At 66.8% G+C, this 15898-nt stretch carries 13 protein-coding genes; 6 read left to right on the top strand and 7 right to left on the bottom strand.

What is annotated here, in order from left to right:
- Position 1: 1 nt before the first annotated feature.
- The 4 genes from JOE41_RS05765 to JOE41_RS05750 all read right to left on the bottom strand — a co-directional run bounded on the left by JOE41_RS05765 (position 2) and on the right by JOE41_RS05750 (position 4663).
- A complete protein-coding gene (locus JOE41_RS05765; protein WP_209751372.1) occupies positions 2-937 on the bottom strand; it encodes a carbohydrate ABC transporter permease in 936 nt (311 codons plus the stop codon).
- A gap of 12 nt (positions 938-949) precedes the next feature.
- Complete coding sequence (locus JOE41_RS05760) at positions 950-1888, bottom strand: carbohydrate ABC transporter permease (RefSeq protein ID WP_209753558.1); 939 nt, start codon at positions 1886-1888, stop codon at positions 950-952.
- Between the two features lie 23 nt (positions 1889-1911).
- Positions 1912-3186: a sugar ABC transporter substrate-binding protein gene (locus JOE41_RS05755; RefSeq protein WP_011692975.1), complete on the bottom strand. Its 1275-nt coding sequence runs from the start codon at positions 3184-3186 to the stop codon at positions 1912-1914.
- 382 nt (positions 3187-3568) lie between these two features.
- Positions 3569-4663 carry a LacI family DNA-binding transcriptional regulator gene (locus tag JOE41_RS05750; protein WP_209751370.1) on the bottom strand — a complete coding sequence of 365 codons (1095 nt, stop codon included), beginning with the start codon at positions 4661-4663 and terminating at the stop codon, positions 3569-3571.
- A 323-nt stretch (positions 4664-4986) separates the two neighbouring features.
- Here JOE41_RS05750 and JOE41_RS05745 point away from each other — a divergent pair, with 323 nt between their 5' ends.
- Genes JOE41_RS05745 through JOE41_RS05730 form a run of 4 tightly spaced genes read left to right on the top strand, consistent with a single transcriptional unit; the run spans position 4987 to position 9747 of the window.
- Positions 4987-6408, top strand: a complete 1422-nt coding sequence (locus JOE41_RS05745) for an extracellular solute-binding protein (protein WP_209751368.1) — start codon at positions 4987-4989, stop codon at positions 6406-6408.
- Positions 6405-7382 carry a carbohydrate ABC transporter permease gene (locus JOE41_RS05740; RefSeq protein ID WP_209751366.1) on the top strand — a complete coding sequence of 326 codons (978 nt, stop codon included), beginning with the start codon at positions 6405-6407 and terminating at the stop codon, positions 7380-7382. Before JOE41_RS05745 ends, JOE41_RS05740 begins: the two co-directional genes overlap by 4 nt.
- Positions 7383-7390: 8 nt before the next feature.
- Positions 7391-8293 (top strand): carbohydrate ABC transporter permease, encoded by a 903-nt coding sequence (locus tag JOE41_RS05735; protein ID WP_245200640.1) that lies wholly within the window; start codon positions 7391-7393, stop codon positions 8291-8293.
- A gap of 23 nt (positions 8294-8316) precedes the next feature.
- On the top strand, positions 8317-9747 hold the full coding sequence (locus JOE41_RS05730) for a glycoside hydrolase family 32 protein (protein WP_209751364.1): 1431 nt from the start codon (positions 8317-8319) through the stop codon (positions 9745-9747).
- A gap of 23 nt (positions 9748-9770) precedes the next feature.
- Here JOE41_RS05730 and JOE41_RS05725 read toward each other — a convergent pair whose 3' ends face one another.
- Positions 9771-10883: a LacI family DNA-binding transcriptional regulator gene (locus tag JOE41_RS05725; protein ID WP_209751362.1), complete on the bottom strand. Its 1113-nt coding sequence runs from the start codon at positions 10881-10883 to the stop codon at positions 9771-9773.
- A gap of 234 nt (positions 10884-11117) precedes the next feature.
- On the opposite strand from JOE41_RS05725, the gene menD reads away from it, so the two are divergent.
- Both menD and JOE41_RS05715 read left to right on the top strand, forming a co-directional pair.
- Positions 11118-12917 (top strand): 2-succinyl-5-enolpyruvyl-6-hydroxy-3-cyclohexene-1-carboxylic-acid synthase, encoded by a 1800-nt coding sequence (menD, locus tag JOE41_RS05720; RefSeq protein ID WP_374068682.1) that lies wholly within the window; start codon positions 11118-11120, stop codon positions 12915-12917.
- Between the two features lie 212 nt (positions 12918-13129).
- Positions 13130-14104 (top strand): hypothetical protein, encoded by a 975-nt coding sequence (locus JOE41_RS05715; RefSeq protein ID WP_209751360.1) that lies wholly within the window; start codon positions 13130-13132, stop codon positions 14102-14104.
- Positions 14105-14191: 87 nt separating this feature from the next.
- Here the strand turns inward: JOE41_RS05715 and JOE41_RS05710 are convergent, their stop codons facing one another.
- Both JOE41_RS05710 and JOE41_RS05705 read right to left on the bottom strand, forming a co-directional pair.
- On the bottom strand, positions 14192-15001 hold the full coding sequence (locus tag JOE41_RS05710) for an amino acid ABC transporter ATP-binding protein (protein ID WP_245200639.1): 810 nt from the start codon (positions 14999-15001) through the stop codon (positions 14192-14194).
- A gap of 11 nt (positions 15002-15012) precedes the next feature.
- A complete protein-coding gene (locus JOE41_RS05705; RefSeq protein ID WP_209751359.1) occupies positions 15013-15804 on the bottom strand; it encodes an amino acid ABC transporter permease in 792 nt (263 codons plus the stop codon).
- Positions 15805-15898 lie beyond the last annotated feature (94 nt).

Genomic DNA, 15898 nt, shown 5'->3' with positions numbered 1-15898 from the left:
CCTACTTGATGCCGGTGGCTGCGACGCCCTGGATGAAGTAGCGCTGCAGGGAAACGAACAGCAGGATGATGGGCGTGATCACCAGGACCGATCCGGCGAGGAGCAGGCCGTAGTCGGTGGCGTTCTGGCCGGTGGAATACAGGGACAGGGCCACCGGCAGGGTGTACATGTCCTCGGTCTGCGCCACCACCAGCGGCCACAGGAAGTTGTTCCAGGACCCGAGGAAGGTCAGGATGCCGAGGGTGGCCAGCGGCGGCCCGCACAGGGGCATGACGATCCGCAGGAACGTGCGGAGTTCGCCGGCGCCGTCGATCCGGGCAGCTTCGATCAGGGAGTCCGGGATGCCCATGATGAACTGGCGCATCAGGAACACGCCCATCGGGGCCGCCAGGAACGGCAGGATCAGTGCCGGGTAGGTGCTGACCAGGCCCAGCTTGCTCACCATCACGAACAGCGGCACAAACGTGACAACGCCCGGGACCATGAGCATGACCATGACCAGCAGGAACAGGAAGCGCTTGCCCGGAAAGTCCATTTTGGCCAATGCGTAGCCCACCATGGAGCAGAACAGCAGGTTGCCGAGGACGGTGAACACGGCCACCACCACGCTGTTCAGGAAGAACGTGCCGATGTGCAGCTCGTTGAACCACATCAGGAAGTTGTCCAGCGTGGGCTGCTCGGGCCACCAGGTGATGGGCCGGCGGAGCAGTTCGCCCTGGGTCTTGAACGCGCCGAGGAACATCCAAACGAACGGCAGGAGGGTGGCGGACACGCCGACCACCAGGACGGCGTAGGTCAGCGTGCGGCGCGCCGGAGCGCGGCGGCCGGACCGCCGTCGTGCGTTGGATTTGGTTCTGGCGGGCGGCGCATTTTCCGGTTCCGGCGTAACGGGTGCTGCGGTGACGGGAAGCGGTGCTGATGTGTCAGGGATCGTCATGGGGATCGGTCCTCAGTCCTTGGATCGGAGGGCTCGGAACTGCAGCAGGCTCAACAGCGCGATGGCCACGAAGAGCACATAGCTGGCCGCGGAGGCCAGTCCGTATTTGCCGAACCCGAACTGGTTGTACGTGAAGTAGCTGACGGACAGGGTCGAATCCAGCGGGCCGCCCTTTGTCATCACGAACGGTTCTTCGAAGAACTGCAGGAAGCCGACCGAAAGCAGGACGGTTCCCAGCAGCAGCGTGGGGCGCAGCATGGGCAAGGTGATCCGCATGAACCGCTGCCAGGCGTTGGCGCCGTCCACTTCGGCGGCTTCGAGGATGTCGCCCGGGACGGCCTGCAGCCCGGCCAGGAAGATGATCATGAGCGTGCCCAGGTTCCGCCAGACGGCCAGCAGGATCAGGGCCGGCATGGACCACGTGGTGCTGTTCAGCCAGTCCGGGCCCGCGATGCCCACCCAGCCGAGAATGACGTTCAGCAGTCCGTCAGGCTGGAGGATGAACCGCCATACGACGGCGACGGCCACAATGCTGGTGACCACGGGCGTGTAGAAGCCAACACGGAAGGCCGTGCGGAAGCGGGTGATGCCGTTGTTCAGGGCCACTGCCAGCGCGAGGGCAAGGACCGTGGTGAGTGGGATCCCGGCAGCGACGAAATAGGCCGTGTTGAGCACCGAGTGCAGGAACTGCGGATTCCGGAAGAGGGCGGCATACTGCTCGAGCCCGACGAATCCCACCGCGAAGGGGTTTTCGATGTCGCGGCTGGTGAAGTCCGTGAAGGACATCAGGAACGACGAGACCAGCGGACCCAGCATAAACACACCGAAGATGAGCACGAACGGCAGCGCGAACAGCCACGCCGTGAGCGCGTTCCGGCGGCGCCGCGTCTGCCCTGCACGGACCCTGGCACGGGCCGGTGGCCTGCCGGCATTTTTGGTGCCGGCAGGCATCGCGTTTGTGGTGGTGGCCACTGTTACTTCCCGGTGCCGATCGAATCTGCGGCCTGCTGCAGGGACTTCAGTGCCTCCGCGGGGTCCTTGCCGGCCTTGACGATCTGTTCGATTTCGCTGTCGGCGGCGGCGGCAACCTGGGTCCAGGTGGAAACGGCCGGCGGGTTGTTGGTGGTCTTGAGCTGGTCGCCGAAGACCGAGAGCTTGCTGTCTCCTGCCAGGGACTGGTCCTTCCAGGCACCCTGCTGCGAAGGGAGGTCGCCGGTGGCCTTGTACCACTTGAGCTGGACCTCGGGCTTGGACAGCCACTGCAGGAGCTTCCAGGAAGAATCGCGGTTCTCTGACTTCTTGAACACCACCATGTTGGAGCCGCCGACGAAGGACGTTGAGGTCTTCGCCTTGGGCATCGGGGCAACCTTGTACTTGTCCTCGAATCCTGCCCCGCCGGCCTTGTTGAGCAGGCCGACGTGCCAGGGACCGCTGATCATCATGGGGGCGGAACCGTCCACGAAGGAGGCCTCGGCAGTGGTTCCCGTGGAGACAGCCTTGGACGCGAGCCCATCAGCGAAGAAGCTGGAGTAATACTTCAGGGCCTCTGCCGCTTCCGGAGTGTCGAGGGTCCACTTGGTGCCGTCGTCGTTCATCAACTTCGCGCCGTTGGACCACTGGAACGGGAGGGTGTCGAGGTAGGAGCCGGCGACGCCGGCGGGCAGTTGAACCCCGTATTTTGCCCCGGCCTTCTCTTGAAGGCCCTTGGCAAGGGCCTTGAAGTCATCCCAGGTTTCGGGCGCCTTGGTGATGCCGGCCTTCTCCGCGAGGTCGCTGCGGTAGTAGACCACGCGGGTGTCGACGTACCACGGCACCCCGTAGGTGGTTCCTTCGACTTCGGTTGACTTCACCGAGCCGGGGAAGAAGTCGCTTGCGTCGATCTCTTTGGGCGTGGCATCGAACGAGTTGGCGAAATCGCCCATCCAGGTGGTGCCCATCTGGGCGACGTCCGGCGTCGTCCCGCCGGCGATGGCGGTCTGGTACTTACTGAGGGCCGCGTCCCAGGGGATGGCTGTGACGTTGACCTTGACGCCGGGATTCTCGGCCTCGAACTCCTTGAGCAGTGCCGGAAGGGCTTCGCCTTCGCTGCCCTGGGCCCACAGGGTAATGGTGCCGGATGCCTGGCCTGAGGCAATGGGCTTGGCCGATGACGCTGGGGACGAACCCGCGGTGTCCCTGCCGCAGCCGGTCATCAGCAGCGCTGCGGCGAGGCCTATGGCAGCTGCCTTCGTTGCGTTCGGACGGATCATCATTGTTCCTTTCGTGGGTCCCGCGTGAACTGTCGTCGCGGCGGGCTGTGTACTGGCAGGGGCTGCGAGGCCACCCATACAAATATCTAAGCGCTTTGATTTCTATTACTGGGTCAATCTAAGCGCATTGAATGTGACCTTGGCAACAGTTGGCCGAAGAAATTTGATGCACAGTCCGGTGCAGGGGGCATGACCGCGGCGCCCGCTGCGGTGCAGTAAGCGGCGCCGCGCCTGGTTTTTCAGAAAGCAAAACGACGACGGGGAGTGCCACCCGGCGGCGCCGCGGCCCCGGCGGCCCCGCGCGGCGGCCGCGCGCGGCGGCCCCGCGCGGCGGTCGCGCGCGGCGGCCGCCACTACGCCCTTTGTTTGGGCTGTGTCCGGCTTAGTCCGGCCGGCAGCCGCAGCTCTCGCGCAGCACGACGCGGACGGGCAGTCGCAACGAAGCCGGGGGCTTGTCCGGGTGGTCCAGGCGGTCCAGCAGCAGTTCGACCATGGCGCGGCCCATCTGTTCCATGGGCTGCCGGACGGTGGTCAGGGAAGGCCGGACCACCCTGCCGGCGGCGATGCCGTCAAATCCGGTCACGGCAACGTCCATCGGGACCTTGACGCCGGCAGCTGCCAGCGCGTCCAGCACCACAAGCGCGTCCTGATCGGTGGCGCACACGATGGCGTCAGGCACTGCGTTTTCCCGGCATACCGCCGCGATAACCTCTGCAACGGCCTGCTCGCCACCGCACGGATAGTCCGGCTCGCGTACGGGTGTCAGCCCTGCATCGCGCAGCGCCGCGAGGAAAGCCGCGAGCCGTTCATCGTTGTCCGAGGACGGCATCCCGCCCAGGAACATCAGCCTCTTCATGCCGTGCTCGGTGAGCAGGTGCTCGGTAATCGCCCGCGTGCCCGAAGCGTTGTCCACGGTGACGTGATCCAACTCCGGGTGAAGCGCACTCTCAGAGACTTCGACGACTGGAATGCGCCCGGCGATCCGCGCCAGTGCTTCGCTGGGCACCGACCGGGGGAAAACGGCCAGCCCGTCGACCCGGCCGGCGATGTCGGACAGCACGGCCTCGTTGTTTTCCGGATTGCCGCCGCCGACCAGCAGTGCCTGCCCGCGGCGCCAGCATTCGAGCTCAACTCCCCGCTGGACCTCGTCCACATACAGCGGAAACAGCCGAAGATCCTCGTTCTGGCGTTCCGAGTCTGTCTGTGCGGGGTCGTGGCCCTGCGGGTCCCGTCCTTGAATGCTGTCGGCCGGGTCCAGAAGGAAGTCGTAGGCAAATAGCCCCAGCGCACCCGTCCGGCCGCGGGCCAGGCCACGCGCGCTGGCGCTGGGCACGTAGCCAAGTTCTTTGGCGGCGGCGAGGACCAGCTCACGCGTAGACGCCTTTACCTTCTCGGGCTGCCTGAAGGTGAATGACACTGTGGCGATGGAGACGCCTGCCCGCTCAGCAACGTGATAAACCGTAGGACCCTTTGCCATGTCAATCTCTCCTTTCCCTCGAGTCTATGCGCTTAGCGTCCCGCTGTGGAGTGCGCGAGGATCCCAGGACCCTCTCATTTGCTGGATAGGCAGGAAGTGAGGGAGCGTCCGGGGAAAAGCCTCAGGAAGTGAGAGAGCGTCCGGGGAAAAGCGGCCGGAAGTGAGAGAGCGTCCGGGGAAAAGCGGCCGGAAGTGAGAGAGCGTCCGGGGAAAAGCGGCCGGAAGTGAGAGAGCGTCGCATTACGCATCGTGGCATTGTGACGCTTGACACGTGTTAGGTCGGCAATCTACAGTTCCTAACACGTGTTAGGAAGGAAATTGACATGACCGGAGCCACAAACGGGCACCTGCGGGAAATCACCCGTCGTACCGCCCTTGGTGCCCTGGGCGCGGGAATCATCGGAGCAACCGTGGCGTCCTGGCCGCGGCTCTCCGGATCGGACATTCCGGGCCGAGGGGACAACAGCCTCAGTATCGCCATCATGGGCACCGCCGCGGACGCCGCCGCCCGCCAGCGCGCCATCGACGCCTTCACCCGCCTCCACCCGGAGATCAGGGTCAAAGTCCAGGCCATCCAGGCCGTCGACTGGAAGGACTTCTTCACCAAGATCCTCACCATGGTGGCCGCGGGCACCCCGCCGGATGTGGTCTACGTGGCCACTGAAGGCGCCCAGCTGTTCGCTGAAAAGCTTGCCCACCCGCTGGACGAGTACGTGCGCCGCGACGCCGCGGACATGGCCGAGTTCTTCGACGACGTCCACCCCAGCCTGGTGGAGGCCTTCATGTACAAGGGCAGCCTGTATCAGCTCCCGATGGACTGGAACGCCGCCAACATGTACTACAACACCACCGCGTTCGCGCAGGCAGGATTGGAGCGCCCGGCGGATGACTGGACCCACATGGACTTCCGCAACAGCCTCGCCGCTATGCGGAAAGCCCGGACCTCGGACTTCACGCCCTACTACTGGACCAACCGGCTCTTCGGCGGAGTGGTGCCGTGGCTCTACGCGAACGACACCAGCTTCCTGAAGGAGACCAGGTCCGCCGGTGGAGAGTGGCTTTGGGACGGCTTCTACGCCAACGATCCCTCCCGCGGCCTCCGCTCCGGCGGCTACCAGTGGCTGGAACCCAACGCCAATGACGACCGCGTGTTCGAGTCCTTCGACTACCTCCGCGGACTGGTCAAGGACGGGCTGGGCGTCCGCCCCGAGGAAGGCGGCGGCAGCTCACTGGTGGGACTGTTCGCATCCAACCGCATCGGGACCACCCCGGCCGGCGGCTACTGGGTGCAGGGCCTGCACGAGGCCGGGATGGGCGAAAGCGATTTCGACGTCCAGTTCTTCCCGCGCTGGAAGACCCAGCGCCACCAGTTCGGCACCGCGGGCTACGCGATCATGAAGACCGCGAAGGACAAGGACGCCGCCTGGGAATGGATCAAGTTCAGTTCCAGCCGCGAGGCCATGGAACTGATTTTCCCCAACCCGATTACGACGCCGGCGCGCCGCTCCATGGTGAACGAGCAGCTTTACGCGGGCAAGGGGCCTGCCCATTGGAAGGTCTTCTACGACACCCTGGACCGTTTCCCCACCACCGGCCCCATTCCGGCACCACCCCAGCAGGCGGCCGTTGAAACGGCCCTGATGAAGAACGTATCGCTCGCAGTCAGCGGCGACGAGCGCCAGCTCAAACAGGCCCTCGCCTCCATGCAGCGCGACCTTGAACTGGCCCTGAGGAGGCAGTCATGAGCACCACCACCCCGCACCGGGAGCGGCCGAAGCGGGCCGCCGGGCCGGCAGCGCCGGATGCCCCGTCCGCCAAAGACGCCACGGCACCGAGCGCCGGCTCCAGGCACACCCAGCGCTGGCTGGCCTGGGTCTTCCTGGGCCCCACGATCCTCGGCATGGGCCTGTTCACCCTGATCCCGATTGTGGCGTCGGTGGTCCTCGCCTTCTTCCGCTGGGACATCATCTCCGCGCCGACGTTCGTGGGCTTCGACAACTTCTCCGAAGTGGTCCAGGACCCCACCGTCCGGGTGTCCTTCCTGAACACCATCGTGTTCGTGGTGGTGGCCGTAGCCCTCCAGTTGGGGCTCGCCCTGGCGCTGGCCATCATGGTGCAGGAGAAAATGCCGGCCTGGCTGCGCGTGTTCTTCCGCTCCGCCTTCTTCTTTCCGTTGATCCTGTCGGCGGCCTCCGTGTCCATCTTCATGCGGTACCTCTTCAACGAACAGTTCGGCGTGGTCAACTGGTTCCTGTCCCTCGCGGGCATCCCCGCCGTGCCGTGGCTGACCACGCCGGGCGGGTCCGCCGCCGTCGTGATTCTGGTTTATGTATGGCAGAACTTCGGGTTTTCCTTCCTGCTGTTTATCGGCGGCCTGGCCTCCATTCCGGTGGAGACATACGAAGCGGCAGCGATCGACGGCGCCACGGGCTGGCGCAAGCACCTGCATGTGACGCTTCCGCTGCTGAGCCCCACGACGCTGGTGGCCTCGGTGATGGCCATCATCAGCGCCCTGCAGGTGTTCGACCAGCCCTATGTGCTGACCCGCGGCGGCCCCGGTGACTCCACCCGCACGGCCGTCATGGTCATCTTCGAATCGGCCTTCCAGCGGCTCGAATTCGGTCAGGCGTCCGCCATCGGGGTGCTGCTCACCCTGATCATCATGGCCATCACAGCCGCGCAGTTCCGGCTCAGCAAACGATTCGTCTTCTACCAGTAAGGCCAGCCATGACAACCACAACAGACCACGGCCTGGCCGGACATTCCCCCCGGCTGTCCGAAGGCCTCCCGGAAACGCCAGCCAACCGGCGCCGGTTCAACTGGGCCTTTCTCATCCGCATCGCCCTGCTGGTGATCGCGGCCGCCCTGACGCTGGGCCCGGTGCTGTGGACCCTGTCCACCTCGCTGCGGTCGCCGTCGGAATCCTTCAAGCTCCCGCCGTCGTTCATCCCCTGGAACCCCGACTTCACGTCCTACGGGGAAGTATTCCAGCAGCTAAATATCTTCCTGCTCGTCCTCAACAGCGCCCTGGTGACAGGACTGATCGCGGTGGGCCAAATGGTGTCCGCAGCGCTGGCAGGCTATGCGTTCGCGCACCTGAAGTTCCGCGGCCGCGGCGCCCTCTTCTCGACTGTGCTCGCCACCATGATGGTGCCGGTGCAGGTCACGATCGTCCCCGTCTTTATGCTGATCCGCGGCATGGGCCTGTCTGACACGCTGCTCGCGCTGATCCTGCCGGCCATTCCGACGGCGTTCGGCACCTTCCTGATGCGCCAGTACTTCATGGGGCTGCCGGCAGAGCTGGCCGAAGCGGCTTCGATCGACGGCGCCTCGCCCTGGCGTACATTCCGTTCCGTGTATGCGCCGCTGGCGATGCCCGGCATGGCGATCGTGGGAATCCTCGCATTCAACTTTCACTGGAACGAGTTCTTCCGGCCGCTCATCCTGACCATCTCCGAGCAAAACTTCACGCTCCCGCTGGGACTCGTCTCGCTCCAGGGCAACCTGGGAACCGGCAGCATCTCCGTGGTGCTCGCGGGCGTGGTCCTGTCCATGATTCCGGCGCTGGTGGTCTTTATGTTCGGCCAGCGCGCACTCCAGGACGGCCTCACGGCCGGCACCGGAAAATAACCTACCCACCGAAAGGCCCCGCCATGCCCTCCCCGGACCTCGCCGCCGTCCGTTTCGACGACGTCGCCGCCCACCACCCCGACCCCGCCTTCCCGCGGTTCCACCCGCGTCCCGCACAGGGCTGGATCAACGACCCCAACGGCGTCAGCTTCATCAACGGCCGCTACCACGTGTTCTTCCAGTACAACCCGGACTCCGCCCGGCACCACCGGATCGCCTGGGGCCACGTCAGCTCCGCCGACCTGGTGCGCTGGGAGGAGCACCCGGTGGCGCTGCGCCCGCAACGCGGCGGCCCGGACGAGTACGGCTGCTGGACCGGGGTGGTGACGGACGACGGCGGTGTTCCCACCGCCGCGTACTCCGGCGTCCGCAGCGACGGCGGCCACTCAGAGGTGGTCATCGCCCGCGGTTCGGCAGACCTGGTCTACTGGGAGCAGACCGGCCATGTAGCGGCAACGATGCCCGCCGACGGTCAGGTGACCGCAGTGCGGGATCCGTTCATCTTCAGGTTCAACGGCAAGCGGTACGCCATGCAGGGTGCCGGCCTCGCCAACGGGCACGCCGCACTGCTCCTGTACACGGTGGAGGACTTGACCGACTGGAAATACCAGGGCATCTGGCTGACCTCGGAGAACCCCGTGGCCTCGAAGTTCACGCCGGCCGAGATCTGGGAGTGCCCGCAGCTGGTGCGCGTGCCTGAGTCTTTCGCCGCCGCGGGGGACTCGGCGGACTCGTTCGGGGATTCCGGAACCTGGCTGATGATGTTCTCGCTGTGGCTCTCCGGCGACGCACACGAACACGCCAATGGTGTGGGCCACCTGATCGGTTCGCTGACCGAGGACCCGGTTACCGGGCTGCCCGTCTTCACGCCCCGGGGCGGCGGCAAGTCAGACCACGGACGCGACTTCTACGCTCCGCAGGTGGTGGCCCTGGAGGACCGGGCCCTGCTGTGGGGCTGGGCCAACGAGGGCCCGGGCCGGGACGGACGCCGCGGCCGCAGCCAGGACGACATCGACGCCGCCGGCTGGGCCGGAGTCCTGACGTTCCCGCGTGAGCTCTCAGTCGTGGACGGCGCCCTGGTGGTCAGCCCCGCCCCCGAAATCGATGCCTACCGCGGAGCGCATACGGCCAGCCGGGCCGGAGGAACCGTCCAGCTGCCGCCGTTTGCCGAGGCCCTGGTGACCGCAGGCCCGGGCGAGTCCGGCGCAGGCGGCGGGGACACCGCCGTCGAACTCCTGCTTGTGGGGGACGGTACCCGCCAAACCGTGTTCAGCGGAACCGTCGAGCCGGGGGAGGAACTGCGCGTGTTCGTGGATGCCTCACTGGTGGAGGTGTACAGGAGCGGTTCCGTGGCCACAACGATGCGCGCCTACCCGGCTGCCGGTGAAGAGTGGCAGCTGTTGCTTCCCGCCGGTGCGACGGCCGAGGTCTGGGAACTCGGGCAGCCTTCTTAGCGCCTGGCCGTCCCGGCCGGGCCTTAGCGGCCGGCCGGGACGGGGCCCGTGGAATCCCGGACCACCAGCCGGCACGGAACCATCGTCACCGCGTGGTGGACGGCGTCGGTCCCAGCGCCGGTACCGGAGCCGGCGGCGGCAGCCGGGCCGCCGCCGTCGTGCTTTCCGTTCGGTGCGGACCCCACGTCGGCGAGGAGCGCCGTCATGGCTGCCGCGCCCATCTCCCGGAGCGGGAGGGCCATGGTGCTGAGCGCCGGGACCATGTTCTTGGCGATGCGGAATTCGTCGTCATAACCCATGACCGACACGTCATGCGGAACGCTGAGCCCCAGCCGGTAGCAGGCCAGTACGACGCCGATGGCCAGGCGGTCGTTGGCGCACAGGATCGCGGTGGGACGGGCGGACGGCTCCACGCCGTCGAGGAGCTTAATGGCGCCGTGGAAACCGGCATCGATGTCCCAGCCCACCTGGAGGACGCGGTCCCCGTTGACGGGCATGTCCGCGGCGCCAAACGCTTCGCGGTAGCCCTCGATCCGGCGGGGCGCCGCGGGGGTAAGGGAGTCGCCGGCAAGGAAGGCGATGTCCCGGTGTCCCAGCGACATCACGTGTTCGGCGGCTTCCCGCCCGCCGCGGACCTCATCGGGGATGACGGCGGGAACACCGGCCCCTGGGCGGTCATCAAAGCAGTTGGCCAGGATCGACGGCACCTGCAACATGTTGAGCGGGACGTGCAGGGGGCGCAGTCCCACCGTGACGTACATCAGCCCGTCCACCTGGCGGTCCAGAAGGGTGGCCACGGCGCCCTCGTCCCGGGCCTCGTCCGATTCCGTATCCATCACCACAGTCACAAAGCCCTGGGACCGGGCCACGGCATCCGCTCCGGCGATGATGTTGCCGTCGAACGGGCTGGTGACCACTTCGTCGGAGACAATCCCGATGACCCGCGACCGCTGGTTGCGCAGGCTCAGCGCGATGGCGTTTGGCGTGTAGTTCAGCGCTGCCGCGGCTTCCCGGATGCGCTGCTGGCTCTCGAGGGCCACGTTGCCGTCGCCCCGCCCGTTGAGCACGAGCGACACTGCGCTGCGCGAGACGCCCGCCAGCTTGGCGACGTCCAGTGCGGTGGCCTTGCGGTTCATGGGCTGATCCTCCGGGTGGGTAATCACTGCTTTGCTGCAGTTTACCTAACTCGTGTGAGCCCCGCCCTCCTTCGGCGACGCTCTCTCACTTCTGGTCGGTTTTCCTGCGACGCTCTCTCATTTCTGGTCGGTTTTCCTGGGACGCTCTCTCACTGCGTCGAAGACAGTGAGAGAGCGTTTGGGGTGAAGCGGCAGGATGTGAGAGAGCGTTTGGGTTGGTGGGAGACTTGATTGGTGACTTCTGAGAACCCGCTGGACCCGAACAACGCCTATGCCGCCGCCGATGATGCCCCGCTGTCCGAAGGCGACCCCACGGGTGCTCCGGCCGACTCAGGATCCGACACCCTGACTGCAATCCAGGCCGCCCGGGTCGCTGTCAAAACCCTGCTCGACGGCGGCGTCCGCTACGTGGTGGTCTCGCCCGGTTCCCGTTCCGCGCCCATGGCCTACGCGCTCGCCGAAGCCGACGCTGCCGGCCGCGTGGAACTCCTGGTCCGGATCGACGAGCGCTCGGCCGGGTTCACAGCCTTGGGCCTGGCCCTGTCCACGGGGGCGCCGGTGGCCGTGCTCACCACGTCCGGCACCGCCGTCGGGAACCTGCTGCCGGCCGTGATGGAGGCCAACCACGCCGCTGTTCCGCTGGTGGTGCTCTCCGCCGACCGGCCCGACGAGCTGCGGGGGACCGGCGCCAACCAGACCACGGACCAACTGGACCTCTTCGGCGAGCACGTCCGGTTCGCCGTCGACGTCCCCGCCGGCACAAACCCGCAGCGTGCTGTGGAGACCGCGCTGAGCGCGGCGACGGGAGTCTTCGAGGACACCCCGCCCGGGCCGGTGCAGCTGAACCTGGCCTTCCGCGATCCGCTGGTCCCGCCGCCTGGCGACCACCTGCCGGAGGCAACCGGCCGAAGGACGTGGCAGATCGGACGCGGACCGGAGCCGCTCACCCTCGCGCCCGCACCGGCCACGCTGGCGGAACGGCGCACCGTGGTGCTGGCAGGGCACGACGCCGGCCCGGTCGCCGAGGCCTTCGCCCGCGCCCACGGCCTGCCGCTACTGGCCGAACCATCCTCCAACTCGCGCTTCGGGCCCAATGCCGTGGGTCCCTACCGGCTACTGCTGGAGCATTTCGGCCCGGACTCCGCCCAGCCGATCGAGCGCGTCGTCCTGTTCGGCCGGCCAACCCTGTCCCGCCCGGTCTCTGCGCTGCTGGCCCGCGCCGACGTCCCCTCGGCCCTCTACCAGCCGCTTCCCGTGGCCTGGTACGAGCCGGGCCGCAGGACCGAGCTTCCGCTGGACAACCTCAGTGACCTCGCCGACTTCTCGGGCCGCGGCTCGTCGGAGTGGCTGGATGCCTGGCTGCTGGCCGGTGCCGCCGCCCAGCATGCGCTCGACCAGGCGCTGTCCGAGGAACCGGCCGCGACGGGCCCGGCCGTCGGGGCCCTGGTGTGGAAGCACGCACGCGGGCAGCTGATGCTGGGCTCCTCCAACGGCATCCGCGACGTGGACCTCGCCGGCCAGCCCGCACCCGAGCCGCACGCCACCGTCTTCGCCAACCGCGGCCTCGCCGGAATCGACGGCACCATCTCCACCGCGACGGGCATCGCGTGGGGCGGCCGGCAGGAAACCACGCTGCTCCTCGGCGACGTCACATTCCTGCACGACGCCGGCGGCCTCCTCCTGGGCTTCGCCGAGAACGACCCGCTGTTGCGCATCGTGGTCCTGAATGACGCCGGGGGCGCCATCTTCAACCTCCTGGAGCACGGCGCCGTGCAGGAATCCGGGACGTACGGGAACGCCGTCGAACGCCTCTTCGGTACCCCGCACAAAGTGGACATTTCGTCGCTCGCCGCAGCATACGGCGTCGAACATTGCGCGGTAAGTACGACGGCGGAGCTCGCCAAGGCGCTCGCCGCGCCGTCGTCGGGGCGCAGCATTATTGAGGTCCGCACGGACCGGGCAGGCCTCCGGAAGCTGCACGGCCGCATCAAGGCCGCGGTGGGGGAAGCCGCGCGTAGCGTGCTCGCAGGCTGACCCCGCCGCGGCGCACTGCCTGGCGACGCGCACACCGGCTGGCGACGCGCAAATGCCCTGGCGACGCGCAAATGCCCTGGCGCACCCGGAATTTCTGGTGCGCCAGGGCATTTGCGTAGCGCAGGGGCACTTACGCGTCGAAAATGGGCGCCTTATCCACATGCAGGCGTCCGCAGCTGTCACCCGGGCCGCGCCGTTGGCATCTTGAACGTATGAACGATCTCCCAATGCTCCTCCTCGCCCGCGACCGCCTCCTGCACGGACTGACAGCGAAGGACCTGGCTCGGCGTGCAGCGTCGGGTGCGCTCGTGAGAATCCGGCACGGGGTGTACGTAGACGGGCCGGCCTGGCGTGAACTCGTGCCCTGGGAACAGTACCGGCTCCGTGTCCAGGCTGCTGCGGAAACGCACCACAGCCCCACCGTTTTTGCCCGGCACTCCGCGGCAAGCGTGTGGAAGATTCCCACGATGGGTGTGCGCCATCCCGTTCAGGCACTGACGCTGAAGAACGACGGCGGCCGGTCCCGCGCCGGTGTCCGCCGCTACTTCGCTGATCCGTCAGGCCTGACAGTTGTCCGGCGGGAGGGCCTGCTGGTCACGGACCGCATCCGGACCGTTCTGGATCTTGCCGCGTTCACCCCATTCACCGAGGCTGCCGTGCCCTTGGACCATGTGCTCAAGCCGGACCGCACTAGCGGGTTGCGGGCCCTGACCTTGGATAATCTGACGGCCGGCATCGGGTCGAATTACACCGGCGCAGCGCAAAGGAGGATCCGCGCGGCGCTGTCGTTCGCGGATCCTCTTTCCGGGTCGGCGGGGGAATCCTACAGCCGCTCGCTGATGCACGTGGCCGGTTTCGAACCACCGGTCCTGCAGCAGGCGATCTACGACTCTGACGGCCTGGCGGGCTACGCGGACTTCTATTGGAAACAGGCAAAGGTGGTGGGGGAGTTCGACGGCGTGGCCAAGTACGTCAAACCGGAGTACCTCAAGGGGCGCACGCCGTCCCAGGCGGTGGTGGACGAAAAGGGGCGTGAGAACCGTATCCGCGCCGCCGGCTTCAAGGTGGTGCGGTGGGACTGGGCCGACCTGATGGAACCCGGCAGGCTGGAACGCATGTTGGCAGCGGGCGGGGTGCCCCGCCGTCGTGCCCGTTCCGCGATTCTCGATGCGCGAAATGCCCCATGACGCGCAAATGCCCTGGCGCACCCGGGATTCCAGGTGCGCCAGGGCATTTGCGTAGCGCCGGGGCACTTACGCGTCGAAAGCAGGAGCCTAACTAGAGATGTCGATGTGCGTCGGGTCCAGGACGCGCTTGAGGAATTCCTTGGTGCGGGACTGCGTGGGGGCGCTGATGACCTGTTCGGCCATGCCTTCCTCAACCACTACGCCGCCGTCCATGAAGACCACGCGGTCGGCCACTTCGCGGGCGAAGCCCATCTCGTGGGTGACCACCAGCATGGTCATGCCCTCCTTGGCCAGGTTCCGCATGACCGACAGCACGTCGCCCACGGTCTCCGGGTCCAGGGCCGACGTGGGCTCATCGAACAGCATGAGCTCGGGGTCCATGCTCAGCGCGCGGGCAATGGCCACGCGCTGCTGCTGGCCGCCGGAGAGCTGGTCCGGGAAGCGGTCGGCCAGGTGACCCAAGCCCACGCGGTCGAGGTTGGCCTGCGCCACCTTGTCCGCCTCGGCCTGCCCGCGCTTGAGCACCTTGGTCTGCGCGATGGTGCAGTTCTGCCGGGCGTTCAGGTGCGGGAACAGGTTGAACTGCTGGAACACCATGCCCACCTTGCGGCGCATCTTGTCGATGTCCACGTCCGGGTCGGTGGCCTCGAAACCACCCACGTGGATGGTTCCCTCGTTGGGCTGCTCGAGCAGGTTCACGCACCGCAGCAGGGTGGACTTGCCGGAGCCGGACGGGCCGATCAGGCAGACAACCTCGCCGGGGGCAACGTCCAGGCTGATGCCCTTGAGGACTTCGTTGGAGCCGTAGGACTTGCGGAGGTCCTTCAGGGAAACTCCGGCCGCATGGACGGAACCGCTGGTACCGGCGCTGCCGGAGGAGTGTACGACGTCGTTCATGACTGTCCTGCCTATCGCTTCGTCCGCGCGGAGCGGCTTTCGAACTTCCGGGCCAAAAGGCTCAGCGGGATGGTGATCACCAGGTAGAAGGCACCGGCCACGAGGAGCGGTGTGAGCCCCGCGCCCAGGCTGGAGATGCCGTCGCGGCCGAACTTGGTGAGCTCATACTGCGAGGCGGTGAGGCCGAGCACGTAGATCAGCGAGGAGTCCTTGGTCAGGAGGATGACCTCGTTGGTCAGCGGCGGCAGCACGATCCGGAACGCCTGCGGGATCACGATGGACACCATGGCGCGCCACTGGGGCATGCCGAGCGACCGGGCGGCTTCCAACTGGCCCTTGGGCACCGCCTGCAGGCCGGCGCGGAGCGTTTCGGCGATGTAGGCCGCGGCCACCATGCCCAGCGAAATCATCACCACAATGGTGACGTTCCACTGCACTCCGAACGCGAGGGGCACGCCGTAGCCGAAGGCGATGAACACCAGCAGGGCGGGGATGCCGCGGAAGAACTCGATGTAGCCGGTGGCGAGCCAGCGGTACAGCGGGAAGCTGGAGAGCTTCATGAGTGCCAGCAGCAGGCCGCCGGACAGGCCCACGATGAAGCCGAGGGCCGTGTAGATGAGGGTGTTCTTGAGGCCGGAGAAGAAGATGTCCGGGAACATCGGGCCGATCTTGCCGAAGTTGAAGACGCTGGTGCCGATGGTCTTCCAGTCCGTGGCCAGAACCAGCGCGGCCACAGCCACAACGAAGATTCCGGCCTGGACGTACAGGCTGACTTTGGCTCGTTGACGTGCGGTCATTGCCATGGTGTTCTCACATTCGTTTGCGCAGTGAGGGCCCCGTACAGGCTGATGAACAGGTGCTGAACGGGGCCCCGGCTGCGTAGGTCTCTGGAGCGTG

Source organism: Arthrobacter sp. PvP103 (genome assembly GCF_017833075.1).
Lineage (GTDB): Bacteria > Actinomycetota > Actinomycetes > Actinomycetales > Micrococcaceae > Arthrobacter.
Note: the sequence above shows the minus strand (reverse complement) of the source record. Positions and strands in the feature narration are given on the sequence as shown.

Coding starts and splice junctions, on each gene's coding strand:
- JOE41_RS05765 (WP_209751372.1), bottom strand. CDS start 937: ATGACGATCCCTGACACATCAGCACCGCTTCCCGTCACCGCAGCACCC.
- JOE41_RS05760 (WP_209753558.1), bottom strand. CDS start 1,888: ATGCCTGCCGGCACCAAAAATGCCGGCAGGCCACCGGCCCGTGCCAGG.
- JOE41_RS05755 (WP_011692975.1), bottom strand. CDS start 3,186: ATGATCCGTCCGAACGCAACGAAGGCAGCTGCCATAGGCCTCGCCGCA.
- JOE41_RS05750 (WP_209751370.1), bottom strand. CDS start 4,663: ATGGCAAAGGGTCCTACGGTTTATCACGTTGCTGAGCGGGCAGGCGTC.
- JOE41_RS05745 (WP_209751368.1), top strand. CDS start 4,987: ATGACCGGAGCCACAAACGGGCACCTGCGGGAAATCACCCGTCGTACC.
- JOE41_RS05740 (WP_209751366.1), top strand. CDS start 6,405: ATGAGCACCACCACCCCGCACCGGGAGCGGCCGAAGCGGGCCGCCGGG.
- JOE41_RS05735 (WP_245200640.1), top strand. CDS start 7,391: ATGACAACCACAACAGACCACGGCCTGGCCGGACATTCCCCCCGGCTG.
- JOE41_RS05730 (WP_209751364.1), top strand. CDS start 8,317: ATGCCCTCCCCGGACCTCGCCGCCGTCCGTTTCGACGACGTCGCCGCC.
- JOE41_RS05725 (WP_209751362.1), bottom strand. CDS start 10,883: ATGAACCGCAAGGCCACCGCACTGGACGTCGCCAAGCTGGCGGGCGTC.
- JOE41_RS05715 (WP_209751360.1), top strand. CDS start 13,130: ATGAACGATCTCCCAATGCTCCTCCTCGCCCGCGACCGCCTCCTGCAC.
- JOE41_RS05710 (WP_245200639.1), bottom strand. CDS start 15,001: ATGAACGACGTCGTACACTCCTCCGGCAGCGCCGGTACCAGCGGTTCC.
- JOE41_RS05705 (WP_209751359.1), bottom strand. CDS start 15,804: ATGGCAATGACCGCACGTCAACGAGCCAAAGTCAGCCTGTACGTCCAG.